Source organism: Streptomyces sp. NPDC048637 (genome assembly GCF_040650675.1).
GTDB lineage: Bacteria > Actinomycetota > Actinomycetes > Streptomycetales > Streptomycetaceae > Streptomyces.
In genome coordinates this window covers 80,660-97,546 of the sequence record NZ_JBEZHQ010000017.1, presented here as the reverse complement: position 1 = coordinate 97,546, position 16,887 = coordinate 80,660, and the positions used below count along the sequence as shown (strand labels likewise).

10 protein-coding genes are annotated in these 16,887 nt (G+C 71.8%); 3 read left to right on the top strand and 7 right to left on the bottom strand.

What is annotated here, in order from left to right; all coding sequences use genetic code 11:
- Positions 1-10: 10 nt before the first annotated feature.
- Genes AB0C46_RS21780 through AB0C46_RS21765 form a run of 4 tightly spaced genes read right to left on the bottom strand, consistent with a single transcriptional unit; the run spans position 11 to position 10,575 of the window.
- Positions 11-499 carry a hypothetical protein gene (locus AB0C46_RS21780; protein ID WP_362829621.1) on the bottom strand — a complete coding sequence of 163 codons (489 nt, stop codon included), beginning with the start codon at positions 497-499 and terminating at the stop codon, positions 11-13.
- Entirely contained in the window at positions 496-4,608 is a 4,113-nt protein-coding gene (locus AB0C46_RS21775) for a discoidin domain-containing protein (protein ID WP_362829619.1), read from the bottom strand. The genes AB0C46_RS21780 and AB0C46_RS21775 overlap by 4 nt, the downstream gene beginning before the upstream one ends.
- A complete protein-coding gene (locus tag AB0C46_RS21770) occupies positions 4,605-6,959 on the bottom strand; it encodes a hypothetical protein (RefSeq protein ID WP_362829618.1) in 2,355 nt (784 codons plus the stop codon). Before AB0C46_RS21770 ends, AB0C46_RS21775 begins: the two co-directional genes overlap by 4 nt.
- Positions 6,960-6,966: 7 nt before the next feature.
- The gene (locus tag AB0C46_RS21765; protein ID WP_362829707.1) at positions 6,967-10,575 is read right to left on the bottom strand and encodes a DUF6603 domain-containing protein; all 3,609 of its coding nucleotides are present in this window, start codon (positions 10,573-10,575) and stop codon (positions 6,967-6,969) included.
- Between the two features lie 418 nt (positions 10,576-10,993).
- Between AB0C46_RS21765 and AB0C46_RS21760 the strand changes: the two genes are divergently transcribed.
- Positions 10,994-11,704, top strand: a complete 711-nt coding sequence (locus AB0C46_RS21760) for a hypothetical protein (protein WP_362829617.1) — start codon at positions 10,994-10,996, stop codon at positions 11,702-11,704.
- Between the two features lie 66 nt (positions 11,705-11,770).
- Here the strand turns inward: AB0C46_RS21760 and glpK are convergent, their stop codons facing one another.
- Both glpK and AB0C46_RS21750 read right to left on the bottom strand, forming a co-directional pair.
- On the bottom strand, positions 11,771-13,306 hold the full coding sequence (gene glpK, locus AB0C46_RS21755) for a glycerol kinase GlpK (RefSeq protein WP_362829615.1): 1,536 nt from the start codon (positions 13,304-13,306) through the stop codon (positions 11,771-11,773).
- 38 nt (positions 13,307-13,344) lie between these two features.
- Positions 13,345-14,112 carry an IclR family transcriptional regulator gene (locus AB0C46_RS21750; protein WP_362829614.1) on the bottom strand — a complete coding sequence of 256 codons (768 nt, stop codon included), beginning with the start codon at positions 14,110-14,112 and terminating at the stop codon, positions 13,345-13,347.
- A gap of 161 nt (positions 14,113-14,273) precedes the next feature.
- Here AB0C46_RS21750 and AB0C46_RS21745 point away from each other — a divergent pair, with 161 nt between their 5' ends.
- Complete coding sequence (locus tag AB0C46_RS21745) at positions 14,274-14,696, top strand: ATP-binding protein (protein ID WP_362829613.1); 423 nt, start codon at positions 14,274-14,276, stop codon at positions 14,694-14,696.
- A gap of 116 nt (positions 14,697-14,812) precedes the next feature.
- Here AB0C46_RS21745 and AB0C46_RS21740 read toward each other — a convergent pair whose 3' ends face one another.
- Positions 14,813-15,571, bottom strand: coding sequence for a carbonic anhydrase (locus tag AB0C46_RS21740; protein ID WP_362829612.1), 759 nt, complete (start codon positions 15,569-15,571; stop codon positions 14,813-14,815).
- 370 nt (positions 15,572-15,941) lie between these two features.
- Between AB0C46_RS21740 and AB0C46_RS21735 the strand changes: the two genes are divergently transcribed.
- Positions 15,942-16,886, top strand: coding sequence for an alpha/beta hydrolase (locus AB0C46_RS21735; RefSeq protein WP_362829610.1), 945 nt, complete (start codon positions 15,942-15,944; stop codon positions 16,884-16,886).
- Position 16,887 lies beyond the last annotated feature (1 nt).

Sequence of the window (16,887 nt, the reverse complement as noted above, 5' to 3'; positions counted from 1 at the left end):
CGGGAGGGTGTCAGTGGGGCAGGGGCGTGGCGGTGAGGGGGGCGTTGCCGGCGCGGCGCTGGGGGCTGGTGTCGCCGAGTGCGGTGTCCTCGGTGATGCGGGTCCGGCTGCCGAGCGGGGTGCTGATGTCGAGGGTGAGCGCGAGGGTCCAGGTGCCGTCGAAGCGGGCGGGTTCGGCGGGGACGAGGGTGAGGAGGGTGCCGGCCGGGTCGGTGGTGGTGGTTTCGACCAGCCATTGCCGGCCGCGGCCGGGGCCGCGTGCCAGGTCCAGCCGGGTGCGCAGGATGACGGGTTCGTCGGCCGGCGCGGATGCGTGGTCGGCGACGGGGAGGGCGACGGCGACCCGCCGGCACCGGATGGGCCAGGTGGTGCGGCCGGTCGGGTCGTCCCCGATGGTGAGGCGTACGCGGTGGAGGGCCGTCGCGCCCGGTTGTGCGGCCGTCGCCGGGGCGTGTTCCAGGCGGTAGGGGAGGAGCAGGGCTGGGTTCGGACGGGTCACGACGGGCTTCCTTCCGGGGCCGGGGCCGGTGCAGCGGCGGGGGCCGGGGCGGAGCGGGTGTCTCCGGGGGTGGCCGGTTGGAGCTGGAGGTAGCCGGAGCGGGCGATGGGCAGGGGCGCGTCCGGGTGGGAGAGCTCGTCCGCGTGGTAGATGAGGTGCTCGTCCCAGTCGGGTAGGGGGAGGCCGGTCGCGGTGCCGTCCACGGGGAGGGGTTCGGCCCAGGTCCAGTCGCCGTGCCAGGCCGCGGGGCGGGGCATGACGAGGGAGCTGTCCGGCGGGTCGGCCACTACCGTGAACTCCCGGACGGTGCAGGGTTCGTGGGCGGGGCCGGTGTGCCGCAGCCGCAGGTAGCGGGCGGTGAGCGGTGTTTCGGGGGTGTGGTGGATCTCGGTCACCCGGGTGTTGCTCTGGAGCGTGGTCCACTGCTCGCCGTCGGTGGAGGCTTCCAGGTCGGTGGCGGCGGGGGTGTGGCCGCCGTCCGGGCGGCCGAGGAGGATGCCGACGGCGTCCACCCGGCGTTCGGTGTGCAGGTCGAGGCGGACCCAGTCGCCGGCGGCGGGTGGCTCGCTGCTCTCGTAGGAGGTGGTCGGGTCGCCGTCCGCCATGGCCGAGGCGGGGTGGCCCGGCTGGGCCGTGACGGAGGCCGCTGCCGCCGGCGGGCCGAAGCGGTCGGGGGCGAGCAGCGGGTTGAGGCGGAAGGAAGCGCGGATGCGGGCGAGGGCCCGGTGGGTGGTGTCCGCGTCCACCGAGACGTCGGCGACGGGGAGGATGTCGGTGGTCGCGTGGACGGCGGTGTGGGGGCAGGCGAGAAGGGTGAGGTGGTGGGTGGCGGGGCGGTCGGCGGGCCGGGCGGGCAGGGTGAGGTGTGCGCCGGTGCCGATCGCTGTCACATAGGTGTGGGCGGGGCCGCTGGGGTCGACGGCGTGGAAGCGGTGGTAGCGGGTCCGCTGGTCGTGGTCGTCGGCGGCGAAGTAGCCGATGAGGCCGTCGGTGAGGCGGTCGGGGTCGCCGAGCCGGACGGTCCAGCGGGAGTCGGGGTAGTCGCGGTAGTCGGGGTGGGCACCGGGGTCGGGGTAGTCCTCGTCCGGCGGGGTGAAGACGCGTTTCCAGCTGGGGTCGTTGAGCGGCTCGCCCATCAGGTCCAGGTTGAGGCGGGTGCGGATGAGGGCGAGGGGGCGGCCGATCAGCCGGGCCGGGGAGCGGTCCTCGTCGGGTGCGGGTTCGAGGATGTGGTCGAGCGCGGTGTCGATGGTCTCGATGAGGGCGTCGAAGGCCTTGGGTGCGTGGCCGAGCAGGCCGCGGGCGAAGGCTGCGACATGGGGGTAGGCGGTGGCGAAGCCGTCGTCTTCGGGGTGGCGGTGGGGGGCGTGCGGGAGTGCGTTCCAGGCGGTGGTGGGGGTGTTCCGGGCGTCGCGTACCACGCGTAGTTCGCCGAGGGGTTCCCCGTCGGGGCCGTAGACCAGCAGGGTCTGGTCGAGGTGGTTGACCAGCAGCCAGCCGGCCACCGGGCTGTCGGCGCCCGGGAGTTGTGCGGTCGGGCCGCTCGCGTTCGCCTCGGCAGGTGGCTGGTCGTCCCGAAGCGGCACGGTGTCCAGGCGGACCCGGGCTGGTTGGACCAGCCGGGGCGGCAGCTGTACGAAGCGCTGCGGTCCGGGCGGGTTCGGGAACAGATCGTGGTCCGGCACGACACTGTCCGCGCGGACCAGGGGGAACTGGATGGGTTCGGTCTGGTTCGGCTGCACCAGCGAGAGCACCCGGCCGAAGCGGTCGATGACGATCAGCTCGATGAAGTGGAACTGTCCCGCGCGTACGGGCTGGAAGCGCTGCTCGCCATGGCCTGCGGCGCCGTCGGGGACGTGGTTGGTCTCGCCGGCCAGGGAGAGGACCGCGTGGTCGGTGACCGCCTGGGCGGCGCCGTCCTGCTGGATGAGCCAGTCATGGAAGCCGTCGAGAGCCTGGGAGAGCACGTCCATGCTCTCCAGACCCTCACGCATGGCGTGCAGTTGCCGCGCCAGGTGCGGTGGGGCGTGCTCGGCGAGCCGGCGGGCCTGCTCGCGTAGCACGTAGCGGGTGGAGGGGGTGAGGAAGGCGCGTCCGCCGAACGCGTTCCAGCGGCGTCCGCCGTCGCCGTCGCCGGAGGCTGCGCCGGTGCCCTTCCAGCGGTAGCGGTCGCGGTCGAACTCCCAGTGGGGGGCGGTGTTCCTGCCGTTCTGGTAGGGGGTGGCGCAGTGCTTGATCTCCCACTGGAGGTAGAGCGGGAGCCAGGGCTGGCGCCAGACGCGGGTGTATTCGGGCCATGGGCCCTGGGAGCTGGTGGCCGGGCGGGCGACGAGGGCGTGCAGCGCGGTGAAATCGGGCTCACCGCCGGTGACCTGGGTGCGTACGGCCTTGTCGAGCAGCGCGAATTCGGCGACCAGCGGCCGGATGATGCCGGGGACTTGGGGCGTATGGGCGGGGAGCAGCGGGTCGGCCGGGACCTCCACCCAGGCGTTGTTGATCTTCGCCTTGGTGAGGAGGCGGGACGGGAGGCGGCAGGGCAGCGGGTCGTCCTCGTCGCGGCCGAGCGGCTGGGTGGTTCCCTTGCCGGTCAGGGCGAGGACGGGGTCGGCGGGGCGGTAGTAGCTCTGCCGGGGGGTGCGCTTGAGCTCCAGCTCTTCGGGGAGCTCCAGTCCGTGGTCTTCGGGGTAGCGGTCGATCGCGTCCTGGACGTCCTCGGGGGTGCGGCCGTGCGGGACCTTGCCGCTCAGGCCTTCGACCTCCGCTTCGAGCTCCGTCACCCGCGTTCCGGCTTCCGCGATCCGCTGGTCCCAGGCGGTCTCGTCGAAGTCGAAGCCGAAGTCGAGGGGGCGGCGGTCTTCGGGCAGGTGGCGCAGCCACCACAGGGTCCACAGCCGCCAGCGGGCGGCGGCGAGCCGGTGCACGGCCCGGTCGTAGTCATCCTGGTCGTGGTTGAGGGCGGTGATCCAGTCCGGCTGCTCCGGTGGCGGTGCCTGTGTGTCGGCCTGCTCGCTGGGCCGGTTGACGACCCGCCAGGTGGCACCGCCGTCGTGGCCGCTGAACCAGGAACGGCGGGTGATCTCCTCCAGGGAGACCTGCCAGTCCGGCCCGTCGAGATCGTCGGGATTGCCGTGGAACAGGGCGCGGAACCGGTCGGCGAGCTGGGTGCGGCCGGCCTGGTGGTCGGCGAGGGCGGCGACGGCGTCGGCGGTGCTGTGCCCGATCGCGACGTTGACCGGCTCGGTGGGGCGGTCCGAGTCCGGGTGTCCGCCCTCGCGGTTCCAGGGGATACCGAGGGCAGTGCCGGCGTAGCGGGTGCGGGTGATCGTGTCGGGCAGGTCGTCGGGGGCGGCCCAGCCCAGGGCGCGCAGCACGTCGGCGGGGCTGTCCGGGTCGGCGTCGGGCGGCAGCAGGCCCTCGATGTCGCGTGCCTTGCGGAGGATGTCGTCGGTGTCGTCGCGGTACCAGCCGATCACGCAGTAGCTGACGGTGCACGGCGGCGGGTAGTTGTCGTTGGCCTTGAGGTCGGCGAGGGTGTCGTGGAAGAGGAAGACGTTCTCGTGGTAGGGGGCGAACGCGGCGAAGGCGGGCAGACCGCTGCCGATGGCGGTGAGGAACGCCGGACGTGCGGCGGGCTCCTGCCAGGGGCCGGCCGTCAGGGGGTGGACGCGGCCGATGTAGTCGGCGCGGGGTGTCTCCCTGGGGGAGGCCGGGTCGGCGAACGGCGTGAACGCCGACTCGACGGGCCCGCCGTCGGCCTTCTCCAGGTAGTCGCTGTGCACGAGGAATCCGGCGGCCTTCAGCTCGCCGCGCACCTCGGCGTAGCGGATGACGAGCCAGCGGTTGGGCACCAGGGGGAAGGTGCTGATGCCGGTGGCGGGGTCGATCACGCCGGTGGCCAGGGCCTCGGGCAGCTGCCACTGGACGTGGATGCCCTCGCCGGGAGGGCCCTCGGAGTGCTGGATGGAGGGCTCGGCATTGCTGCGGTGGTCCTTGGAGAACGTCCACGGGTAGGCCGGGGTCCAGCGGCGGAAGACGTCGTACTCGTTCACGTCGCGGGTGGCCAGCAGCGCGTGGACCTCGACGGGGACGATCAGGTCGGTGTCGGTCATCGGGCACTCTCCTGGCCGGGCGCGGGGTCGAGGGTCAGGCGTTGTTCGACGGGGGCGTTGACGAGTTGCAGGGCGAACTCGCCGGGCGCGAGGTCGCTCAGGGCGGGGTCGAGGGCGGCGGCGAGGGCAGGCACCAGGCCCCGGTCGCCGCGCAGCGCGAGGACGTACGGGGCGTCATTCCCGGTGCGGGGCCGGAGGTGGCGGGTGAGCAGGCCGCCGCCCGCGGGATAGTCGCGGTACAGCGGGTAGCCGAGGTCGTCGCCGGGCCGGTGGTCGCGTAGGTGGATGACGCTGTCGTCGGTGCTGGTGCTGGTGCTGGTGCTGGTGCTGGTGCTGGCGCTGTTGCCGCTGCCGCTGCCGCTGCCGCTGCCGTCGTCATCGCTGTCGTCACCGTCGGCGTCGTAGCTGTCGATGCCGAAGTGGATGCCCTGTCCGGGCTCGCGGATGACGACCTCGTCGGGCAGCGTGTCCAGGAGGAGGAGCAGGGTGTCGGGGGCGAGGTGGTCGCGGCGGAGTTCCCCGACGGGCCGGCCGCCGGCGGTGGCGAGGATGTCGAACACCGGCCAGGCCTCGACGAGTTCGGAGCGGATCAGCAGTCCGGCTCGACCGGATTCGGCGGTGCGGGTGCGGGTGCGGCGTCGCTCGGTGGCGGCGGTGAGTGCGGTATCGACCAGTGCGTCCAGGGAGGTGTGGGCGCCCACGTCGCGGGCCCCGGCGAGCAGTGCCTCGATCCAGTTCTCGTCGATGCGGAACAGCCGGATCGACTCCGCAGGAAGCATCGCGGGGTTGGGCACCAGGTAGGTGAAGGGCACCCGGTGCAGCAGGGCCAGCTCGTCGAGCCAGGCCGGCATGGTGCGGGTGTGGCGTTCGGCGGTGGCCTGCAGAGCGGCCATCTGGGGTTCGGCCGTGAGCGCGGCGCGGGCGGCGGCCCGGGTGAGGCGGGTACGGCGGCCGCGGCGAGCCGGGGCCTGGTCCGCTGCGGTGAGCGGGCGGGAGAGCGCCTCGATCAGTTCGGTGGCGAAGCCGGGGGTGGCCAGTTCCCGCAGGGTCCGCCCGTGCAGATCGCCGGGGTCGGCTGCGGCGAGCCTCGTGTCGGCGGCCAGGGCCATCATCGTCGCGGCGGTGTTGGCCAGTTCGCGACGGGCCCGGGTCATCTCCTCGCTGTAGCCGGGATCGCTCAGGGCCAGGGTGCGGCCCAGCGTCCAGGCCGCGGCGTAGGAGACGTCGAACAGACCGTGCTCCGGCTCGTAGATCAGTGCGTGGTCGGCGGTGGTCTGCGGTGTGTCGCGGGCGAAGTCACGGGTCGCGGCGGCGATGACGGGAACGAGGGGACCGCGGTACCAGCCGTAGGTGGTCTCCCCCGACAGCAGCCGGTACGGCAGCGGGGAGTAGCCCAGGTGCAGGCGGCGGCGGGCGTACTGCTCGGCGTCCGGCGTGGACCGCGCCGCCACCCTCCCGGGCGGGCGCAGGCGCAGCGCCAGGTTCTCCCGGTCGGTGCGGGCGGGGGCCACGAGCTTGCCGAGCAGGGCCGCGGCGTCGCGGGTGCCGGCCGGGTCGCTGGTGAACGTCCAGGAGTGCAGCACACACAGCCTGACGCACTCCACCTCTTCGTCGAGTTGGCCTGGGTCAAGCTTGCCGTGGAAGCCCTCCAACGAGACCAGGTGCGCGGTGTAGGTGCCCACCTGGCGGGGGAAGCGGTTGGACGCCAGGACGGCGTACTGGCCCTCGGCGGGGATCTCGCCGTCGTCGCGCTGCTGCGGCCGGGGGGTGACGTCGCGGACGTGGGCGAGGTAGTGCAGTTCCTCCTCACGGGGCACCAGGGCGGTGAACAGCCCGGCGGGGACGTCGATGCTCTGGCAGCGGCCGGCCTCGATGCCCGGGGTGATACCGGTGCCGCTGAGGTCCGGCCCGAGGATGCCGTCGCCGGGCCGGAGCAGCTCCGCGACGGTGCGGGTGGTGGTCTGCCCCAAGCCCTCGGGATCGTCGGGCAGTTCGCCCGCGTGGAAGACCATCAGCGCCAGCCACGGAGCCTGTTCGGGTACCGCGCGGGCCTTCAGGGGCCGCTCCCACGGCAGGATCGACCGGTTGAGGGTGAGGTGCGGAAGGGTGCGGCTGAAGTCGCCGCTGGCCCCCTCGGCCGGGTAGTGGGCGTGCACGGACGAGGGGTCCAGGACGAACCGGACCGCGCGGATCTCGAACTGCTGCGTGTCGGCGGGGATGGCCGGGTTCACGTCGACCCGGTCGCCGTCCTTGGTCAGGCGGTGCTCTGCCGTAACGGTGTAAACGCCGGCGGTGGCCTTCGGCCGACGGTAGTCGTGGAAGGCGACGCGGAGGTCATCGGTGCCGCTCAACGTCGGTTCACCTCTCGGCTGCGGTGGTCATGGGCGGGTTCGTGAACGTGGTCCGGGCGAGGGCCTCGTAGCCGGTCAGCGCCTCGTCGGTGCCGGGGGCGAGGCCGAGGCCGGCCAGGGCGGCGTGCACCGAGGAGCGGAGGGCGGCGGTGTTCGCCGAGGCGATGCCGGTGTCCGGATCGACGATCGTGGCGATACTGGCCTTGTCCGGGGCGGACGGCGGCCCCTCCGGCCCCGAGCCCAACAGCGGGATCGGCGCGTCCGGCAGCCCGTCGGCGTCCAGGGCCCCGGCGTCGACCCAGCCGACCGCCTCGGCCAGTTCGGGCTCCGGGATCTCGAAGGCCATCCCGGCCAGGCAGCCACTGAGCAGCCCGTCCCCGTCGAGGACGTCACGGGGGTTGCCCAGCGGCGCACCCCACATCGCCTTGGGCATGTCCTGCCGGAAGGCGGCAACCGTCCACCCGTCGGGGGTGTAGGGGCGGTCGAACCGTTTCAGGGTGACGCGGTGTTCGGAGACCACCCCTCGCAGGCGCATCGGCCGGATGTCGATGGTGTCGCCGCCGGCCCCGGCGAACGGCTCGTCGTCGTTGTCGTTGAAGATGATCCGGCTGGCGGGAAGGGCGGCCTCGGTGCGCACGGCGAATCCGTCGGCGGAGACCAGCAGGGGCTCTCCCGCGTCGGACCGGGCGGCGGACTCCTCGGGGTCGACGTCGACCAGCAGCCCGCGCAGCGGGGCGATCGACAGCGGGGCGGGCAGCTGGACGCGGAACTCGGGCCAGTCGATCGCCGGTACGCCGTCCCGGCCGGTGCCGAAGGCGATGGTGAACGAGATGAACCAGACTTTGATCTTGGCCCGGCCACCGATCGGCGGCCCCCACAGGTCCAGCGACACCCCCACCGACAGGGAGACCCGCACCCGCACGAACAGCACCTTGACGGTGGCCGCAACCCCGATGCTCAGGCCCATCGACAGGTCGAAGTAGAACGGCTTCCACTGCACCAGCGCGTCCAGCCACGCGGTGAACCATGCCTGCAGCTGGATGCCATGGCCCTTGTCGTAGGTGGCGGACAGCTCGCCGCCGGCCATGAACGCGCCGTCGGTGAGCGCCGCGTACACCTGCCCGCGGAGGGTCACCGGGCCGATCGCCCACCGCCAGCCCACACGCGGCGGGTTGGGGTAGTAGCCGGGCCGCTTGAAGCGCGGGTGGTAGCCGCCGAGGGTGAACACAAAGCCCTTGCCGCCGCCGACCGCGGTGCGGTCCTGGCCCCAGATGTAGAGGGACAGGCCGCCGGTGAGCTCGGCCGCCGGGTCGATGACGTACGAACCGGGCACGACCACCGCGTCCATCGAGAACAGGCCCTGGTCATGGTGGTATCCGATGGCCAGGTCGATCACCAGCCGGGCGATCGGCTTCCTGGCGGCTTTGCTGCGCGGCAGGTCGATCGTGGTGCGCCCGATCAGCAGCACCTTCCACGACTTACCCCCCTCGACCAGCAGCAGCGCCCGGGAGCGCAGAAACTCGAACGAGCTGAATTCGATCCCGCCCGCGCCCCAGTACTGGCCCTCACGCGGAGTGATCCATCCGCCCGGTGCGGCGAGCTGCTCCAGCACCTGCTCCGGGCTGTCACCACTGCCACCGCCGTCCAGCCGGTTCACCAGCGGGAACTGGCCGACCTGGTCGATGGCCGGGGTACGGACCGTGCTGTTGACACCGAAACCCAGCGAGATGCCGATCACCCGGAACGGGGGCGGCCCGAACAGCCCACGCTCGCCGCCCGAGACCTCACCGAACAGGAACATCGACGACCAGCCGTCCACCGCCTTGGCATACGACCCGGCCGCGTGCAGGGCGAAGAACCCGGTCTCGATCGCGGCCAGCCCGACGAACTGCTCCTTGAGCCCGGGCGCGACCTCGGAGCCGGTCCGGCGCTCGACCATGCCACTGATCTTCAGCGGCGGCTTGTCCAGCTGCACGCCCGCCCCGCGCAGCCGGGGCTCGACGTCCAACTCCCCGTCGATGCCCAGCCCCAGGCCCATCAGGACCAGACGGACCGGCCCCACCGATAAGACCGCGTCCAGCGCGACGAAGAGCCCACCGTCTGCCGTCAGCCCTGCGCCGATCCGCGAGATCCGCAACGCCCCGAAAGTCAGGTCGAGCTCACGTGTCCAGGTGTCATCCGAGGCCGCACGCACCGCGAACGGGCCCCGGGAGGCGGCCACGAGTGCGCCGCCGGCGCCCGTGGTGATCGGCAGAAGCAGCGGTTCCTGCGGCACTCCGCCGATGCTCCACTCGATCTGGACGGCCACGCCGGGCCCGGCCGTCCCGCCGGCGGCGAAGCGCGGCAGTCTGCGCTCCGCCGCGGAATCGACCTGGTCCAGCGCGGAGTTGACGGCGATCGCCTCGTCGGCGGTCCATCCGGCCGGCGCCGAGGTGAAGCTGATGCCGTCGAGCACCAGGTCCGCACCGGGCGGGATCGCCTCGCCGACCAGCGGCAGATCCGAGGTGCGCGCGCCGAGCCGGGCCCGCACGGCGGCCGCGGTGCGGCGCGGGCTGCCGGAACCGGTGCCGGGACGGCTGGTGTACACCCAGCCCGTGCGCTCGGTCGCGGCCGTCAGCAGAACCTGACCGGTCGCGGAGTCGTAGCGCACCGACAGGGCATGCAGTTCGGGGCGCAATGCCTCGGGCAGATCGGGCAGGTCGATGCCGAGCGCGGCCACCAGGTCGGTCAGGGGTACGCCTGTCTCGGCCGCCCAGGAGGCGGTGACCACGTTCGTGCCCGGCAGTTCCTGGTACCCGACGTGGAAGCCCAGCGCGCGCAGACCGCCGTGACCGTCGGGGACCTGGACCCTGAGCGTCCCCGAGACCTCCTTGTCGAAGCCGCCGTCCGCCCGCCGGGACAGGTGAGCTCGCAGGGCGAGGTCGGCGTCGGCGTCGCCCAGCGGGAACCGGGCGTCCGCCGCCACCCGGAATCCGGTGGTTCCGGCGCCCGTGTCGTACGCCACCATCAGGCGCTCCGGGGCCATGTCCGTCAGGACGAGCGGCGGCGCAACGCCGAACAGCCCGAAGACCGCCTCTGCGAGGTGCCACTCCTTTCCTGACTCAGGCGCCAGGAGGAACTCGAAGCTCCGCTGCCCCGCATCGAAATCCAGCGCACAGGTAATGACGAGTGATTCCCCGTCCTTCACGGCGAGATGCGCCTGGGCGTACAGCCCGCGAACGGCGACGCCCTCCAGCATGCGGATTTCGTAGACCAGCAGGACGTCCTGCAGTCCGATGCCGCTGAGGACCGACAGCACGGGATGGTCCTTCAGCGACAAGGCGATCCGAACACCAACGATGTCCGCGTCGTCGGCCCCGGGTTCCGGGTCGTCGGCGGTGATGAAACACAGGGAGATCGTCGGTGTGCCCGGGGCGATGATTCCGCTGAGACACAGATTGCCCGCGTCCGGGTCGATTTCCGTGAGACCGGATCCGACGGTGAACCAGCCCGTGAGGGCTTTGATGTTCACCGCGTTCTTGAGTTCTCCCAACTCGTCCGGAATTCCGTCGGGAAGATCCAGCCCCTGCCCCGGGGAAAGGCCGTTCAGCCATTCCTTGAGCTTGCCGCAGGTCATTGCCACAACGCATTCCCTCCCGACCGTCGGGCCGCGCTGCGCACGGGCCGTCGTAAGCCGACGTGAAACTCGGGCGAACGCTATCAGCGCCGGAATTCATATCGGAGATGATCCGGCCATTCGGAGGGTGGCCGTCTCTGGCGCTTTCGCCTGTTTCCAGGGCATCGGTGGGCTGTTGACTGTTTTGTCACGATATTCAATGTCACGCCAGTAAATGGCCCATGCGGCGTGATCATATCGTACGTGGAATCTGAACCGAGCTGGGCGTAAAAGTGCCCTTTGTGGGGTGGCGCAGTCCCGACCCGGCATCACTCGACAACGTCCAAAAAATCCTCTCGCCCTCGCGGTGAGACGGGAATGGAATGCGACTCCGTGCTATTTTCTCCCGCATCTTCGACGCTTCGAGAGAAGGCTGCGCATGCCACCGAAAACAAGGCCCCGCAAGCCGGATGGTGAGCCGAATCTCCTGCACGGCGGGAAGCAGACCGACACCTGCCCTCGATGCCGCTTCCCGAGGAACAAAAAAGAAAAGGACAAGGGGAAGCTGCTGCATGGCATCCCACAAGTCACCGACAGCGCGCAGCTGCGCAATGTCCTCGTCACGATCGACCGCAACCTCAGGGAGGACCGCGACCTGATGAATGACCCGGCCGCCGTCTTTATGATGGGGGTGCTGGAGGCCAGAATCGGCGGGCGTGAATACTTCCTCATCGCCTCCAGCGGGCGGACGGCGGATCCGTGGATCCGGGAAAAGCACCTCAAAGGCATCAGCTATCACCAAGGAGCCTGGGAGCCGGTGAACCCGGCGCTTCCCGGCGGCCACCGGGGCTGGCTGACCGTCCGGGGTGAGAATGTTGATCTGGATGCGAACACGGCGGGGGTGACCAGGCCGTGCTCCGCCATGAAACTTCTGCTCGGGCTGGGCGGAAAACGACTGGAATGGAAGTCCGTCGAGTATCTGCGCATGAGCGAGATGGTGTATGTCGGCCCCGAAGCGGACGACGCCGGAATGCGGCAATGGCACGGCAAAGGCGCCACCAACTCCTGGACCGCTCACTCCTGCAACGCGTGCGAGGCCCGCATCCCCTACTTGATCTGCGACGTCCCCGCCAACCGGATCGCAGGCTGACGGTGACGCCCTCCGCAGCCGAGCAGACACAGTTGCCGGATCCTTGCCGGACGTCCTGACGCCCCGTCAATCATCGTCGTCCCCGGTGCCAGGGCGGTCCGGCGGTCGGGTCCAGCCGAGCGAGCGCTCGACCGCCCGCTGCCAGTTCTCGTACTCCGACCGCCGCCGCTGGGGGTCCATGTCCGGCAGCCACTGGGCGGCCCGGTGCCAGTTGCGGCGCAGGACCTCCAGGTCGGGCCAGTAGCCGGCGGCGAGCCCGGCGGCGTAGGCGGCGCCCAGGGAGACCGTCTCGACGGCCATGGGGCGCACCACGGGCACGTCGAGCACATCGGCCAGGAACTGCATGAGCAGGTTGTCGGACGTCATACCGCCGTCCACCTTGAGCACCTTCAGGGCGAGCGAGGAGTCGGCGTTCATGGCGTCGACCACCTCCCGGGTCTGCCAGCCGGTGGCCTCCAGCACGGCCCGTGCCAGATGCCCCTTGGTGATGTACGAGGTGAGGCCGACGATGACGCCACGGGCGTCGCTGCGCCAGTGCGGCGCGTACAGGCCGGAGAACGCCGGGACGATGTAACAGCCGCCGTTGTTCTCGACGGTGCGCGCGAGAGTCTCGATCTCGGGGGCACTGCTGATCAGCCCCAGCCGGTCGCGGAACCACTGGACCAGCGCGCCGGTGACGGCGATCGGGCCTTCGAGTGCATAGACCGCGGGCTGGTCCTCGATCTTGTAGGCGACGGTGGTGAGCAGTCCGTGCCGGGACCGTACGAGGTCGGTGCCGGTGTTGAGCAGCAGGAAACTGCCCGTTCCGTAGGTGCACTTGGCCTCGCCGGGGGCGAAGCAGGTCTGTCCGAACAGCGCCGCCTGCTGGTCACCGAGTGCCGCGGCGATGCGGACGCCCGGGAGGACGGCACGGGCGGTTCCGTAGGTCTCGGCCGAGGAGTGGATCTCCGGGAGCATCGGGCGGGGGACCCCGAAGAACTCCAGCAGCTCCTCGTCCCAGTCGAGGGTGCTGATGTTCATGAGCATGGTGCGGCTGGCGTTGGTGACGTCGGTGAGGTGCATACCGCCGGCCGGCCCGCCGGTGAGGTTCCAGATCAGCCAGCTCTCCATCGTGCCGAACAGCACCTCACCGTCCTCGGCGCGCTGCCGCAGCCCGTCGACGTGGTCGAACAGCCAGCGGATCCGGGGGGCGGAGAAGTAGGTGGAAGGGCGCAGGCAGCAGCGCCGGAGGAAGAACTCGTCCCCGGGCCGGCTTCTGAGCTCCTCGACCAGCGGGGCCGTACGGGTGTCCTGCCAGACGATCGCCCTGCCCAGCGGGGTGCCCGTACGCCGGTCCCACAGCACGGTCGTTTCGCGCTGGTTGGCGATGCCGACGGCGGCGACCTCACCGGGGCTGACATCGCCGTCGGAGAGCGCCTGCGGCACCACGCGCTGCAGGGTGTGCCAGATCTCGACGGCGTCGTGCTCGACCCACCCGGGCCGGGGGAAGTGCTGCTGGTGCTCCCGCTGGGCGACCGACACTAGCCGCCCCTGGTGGTCGAACAGGATGCACCGGGTGGAGGTGGTGCCCTGGTCGATGGACATCACATACCGCTCAACCATGATCAGCCTTCCGTTGCGGTGCGCGGGGGCGGCGGGGTTCACCAGCGGGCGGCCCCCAGATCCCGGGAGATCGCCCGGGCGGCGTGCCGGACCTGGGTGACCAGGGCCGGCTGCGGGACCCCTTGGGAGTCGCAGATCCGCTCGACCGTGCCGGAGGCGCCGATGGCGCCCACCACGAGGCCACCGTGGCCCCGGATCGGCGCGGCGACGCCGGCCTCGTCCGTGATCATCTCCTGCACTTCGGCGGCCCACCCGAGCTCCCGGACCTCGGCGAGTGCCCGGGTGAGGCGCTCCTCGGAGACCAGGGTGTGCCGGGTGTACGCCTCCAGCCCGGCCGCCACGGCGGGCTCCAGGGGCACACTGCCGAAGGCCAGCAGTACCTTCCCGAGCGAGGAGGCGTGCAGGGGCAGCAGTGCGCCGACGTCCAGGGTCTGGAGGGTGTCATCGGGGCGGAAGACGTGGTGGACGATGAGGACCTTGCCCTCCAGCGGCGCGCCCAGGCGGACCGCCTCCCCGCTGCGGGCGGCCAGGGCGTCGGCCCAGTTGATGGAGCGGGAGCGCAGCTCGTTCACGTCGAGGTAGCTGGTGCCCAGGTGCAGCAGCGCGGCCCCGAGCTGGTACTTGCCGGTCGCCGGGTCCTGCTCGACGAAGTCGATGTTCTGCAGGGTGCGCAGGATGCCGTGGGTGGTGCCCTTCGCCAGTCCGAGCGACGCGGCCACCTCACCCAGCCCGAGCCGACGGGGCCCACTGGCGAGCAGCCGCAGAATCGCCGCCGCCCGTTCGATCGACTGGACCGGGCCGGCCATGAGGCAAGCGTAGTCCCGAGGTCGGCATCGGACGGGAAGGGACGGCCTTCCGCAACAGCGTTCGGTAATGCCGACCGGCGTTCATTGACCGCCCCCGCCGTCCCCCATAGCGTCCCTCTCAAGCCAGGCATCCGGCCGGCAGGGGCCTCGGAGGAGGCGGTATGACGGCACAGCTCGACGCAGTGGTCCAGGGGGCGGACGAACAGGTCTTTCCGCTGCCGCACATCCCCGAGGCCGTCGCGGTCGTGCGCCGGCGGGTGCGAACGGTCCTGGCCGACTGGAACCTGGCCCCGGACCTCGCCGAGGACGCGCTCCTGGTGATCTCGGAGCTGATCACCAACGCGGTCGTGCACGCCCTGCCGCCGGCGGTGCTGCGGCTGTCACGGGACGTCGAGGGGAGCAACGCCCTGCGCGTCGAGGTCACCGACGCGGGCGCTGCGGCGGCGGCCGGGCGGCCGGTCGTCGAGCCCGACGCGGACGAGCACGGCCGGGGGCTCGACATCGTCACCGCCCTGGCGGCCGAGTGCGGCACGCGGGCCCACGCGGGCGGCATCACCTGGTGGGCGGAGCTCCTCGCCGCGTGAGCCGTGAGGCCCCGGCCGGCGCGGGCGCACGCCCACAGCGGGCCGGGCCCAAACCGAGCCGGCCCCGTGTGGGCGCCGCCGTCCCGATGGGGTGGCGGCCTCCCTGGGCGGCCTCCCTAGGACGGCGCGCCCGCCAGAACCTCCACCTTGCCCGAGTCGAGCGAGTAGTAGGCGCCGACCACGGCAAGGGTGCCCTTCTTCACGAGCGGTGCCAGGTCCTGGTTGGAACGCAGGCCGGCCGCGGTCAGTGTGACCTGGGCGCGGGCCATGGTGTCGACCGGGTCGTCACCGCCTTCGCGGACCGCCTGCTCGTACGCTGGCCGCAGTGCACGGGCGATCGCCTCCAGGTTGCCGGGCAGCGGTTTGCCGTCACGGAGCGACTCGTACGACGCCTCAATGGCACCGCACCGCTGATGCCCGAGGACCACGATGAGCGGCGTGCCACTGGTCATGGGCCCGTACTCCACGGAACCCGTGACCACCGGGCCGACCGCCTCCCCGCCCGTGCGCATCACATAGAGGTCACCCAGCCCGGTATCGAAGAGGAGTTCCGGCGGCACCCGGGAATCGATGCACGAGAGGACCGACCCGAAAGGCTCCTGTTTCTGGGCCACGAACTCGCGCCGGTCCGGATCCCGGTCGGGATGCTGGAGATCCCCGTTCACCCAGCGCTCGTTGCCTTCCATCAGGCGCGTGAAGGCCGCCTCGGGCGTGGCCGGCCGCGCGCTCGGCTGCATGGTCGGCCGCGCCTGCGGCGAGGCGCCGGCCGTCGCCGGGGCGCCGCTCGTCGACGAGCACCCCACCAGTGCCGCCGTGGCGACGAACAGTCCGCCGGTGAGCAGGGCTCTGCGATCCGGATGTCTCGCTGGGTCCATCGGTCGTTCCCCTCAGTCCGCTGAGACGCATACGTACGTCCTGGCCAGGGCGATTGTTCAGCGTGGCGGGGGACCGCGACGGGAGGCGCAAGCGGGCGTGGCCCGCTGTGCCACCGACGGCCCACAGAACCGGTCCGGCCGGCGGTGTCCGGGCCCGTGCTCCCGAGGCGGGTACGCGAGAGGCGGGAGGTGCCGGGCGCGCCGGCTGGCCGACATCCACAACGTCCCCTACCTGGCCCGGCAGGGCGGTGAGGGGACCCGCAAGAGGCCCGCAGGAAAGGGGGTTGATCCATTCTGACCCGGATCGGGCCGCCGGGGCATCCTTTTCGCGGATGATCTTGGGGCTTTTTTGCGGCCCTAGCGTGACGGTATGACGAAGAGCGCGGGCAGGGATCTGGTGTGTGTGGCGGCCGACGGCGTGGAGCTGGCCGTGCGGGATCACGGCGGGGAGGGCGCCGCGGTGCTCTTGCTGCACGGTGCGGGGCGGACCCTGGCGGACTGGGCGCGGGTCGCCCCGCTGCTGGCCGCGGGGCACCGGGTGTGGGCGATGGACCTGCGCGGGCATGGGCGGTCGGCGGATGGCGCGGTGCCGTGGACCTTCGACGTAGCGGCCGACGATGTGACGGCGGTGCTGGCGGCGTGCGGGGCGCCGGACGCCGTGGTGGTGGGGCACTCGATGGGCGGGATGGTGGCCGCGCGGTGCCTGGAGCGGGACGGGGGCGTGCCGGCGGCGGTGAACCTCGACGGCCACGGCATGGGGCGTCCGGAGCAGTACGTGGGGCTGGACGCCGCCTATGTACGAGAACGGCTCGGGGAGGCAAGGAAGTTCGCCGAAGAGGCAGGCGGACGGCCGTTTCCCCCGGAGGCGTTGGACGCGGTCCTCGGCTATCAGAACGCCATGGCAGCGGAGTTGGGTATACCGGAGGAGCTGATGGAGGCCGGGGTACGACGGTCGCTGGGCGAGACGGCGGACGGGCAGCTGTTCCTGCGGCCGGGGCGGAAACAGGCCCTGGAGGCGCAGGAGGCGATGGCGGGCACCGATCTGTTCGCGCTGTACCGGAGGGTGACCCGGCCGCTGCTGATCGCCCGTGCGCTGCGCCCGCATCTGCCGGTGCCGGGCATCCCGCCATGGTTCGACGCGCTGATGGCGGCCTATGTGAAGGGGCTGGCGCGCGATCTGGCGGAGCTGGCGCGGACCCGGCCGCAGGTGACCGTCGCCGGAGTGGACGGGACGCACGCGATGCTGCTGGAACGGCCGGCGGAGGTCGCGGGGCTGGTGACCGGGTTCGTGCGCGGGCTTCCCGGGAGGACGTGAA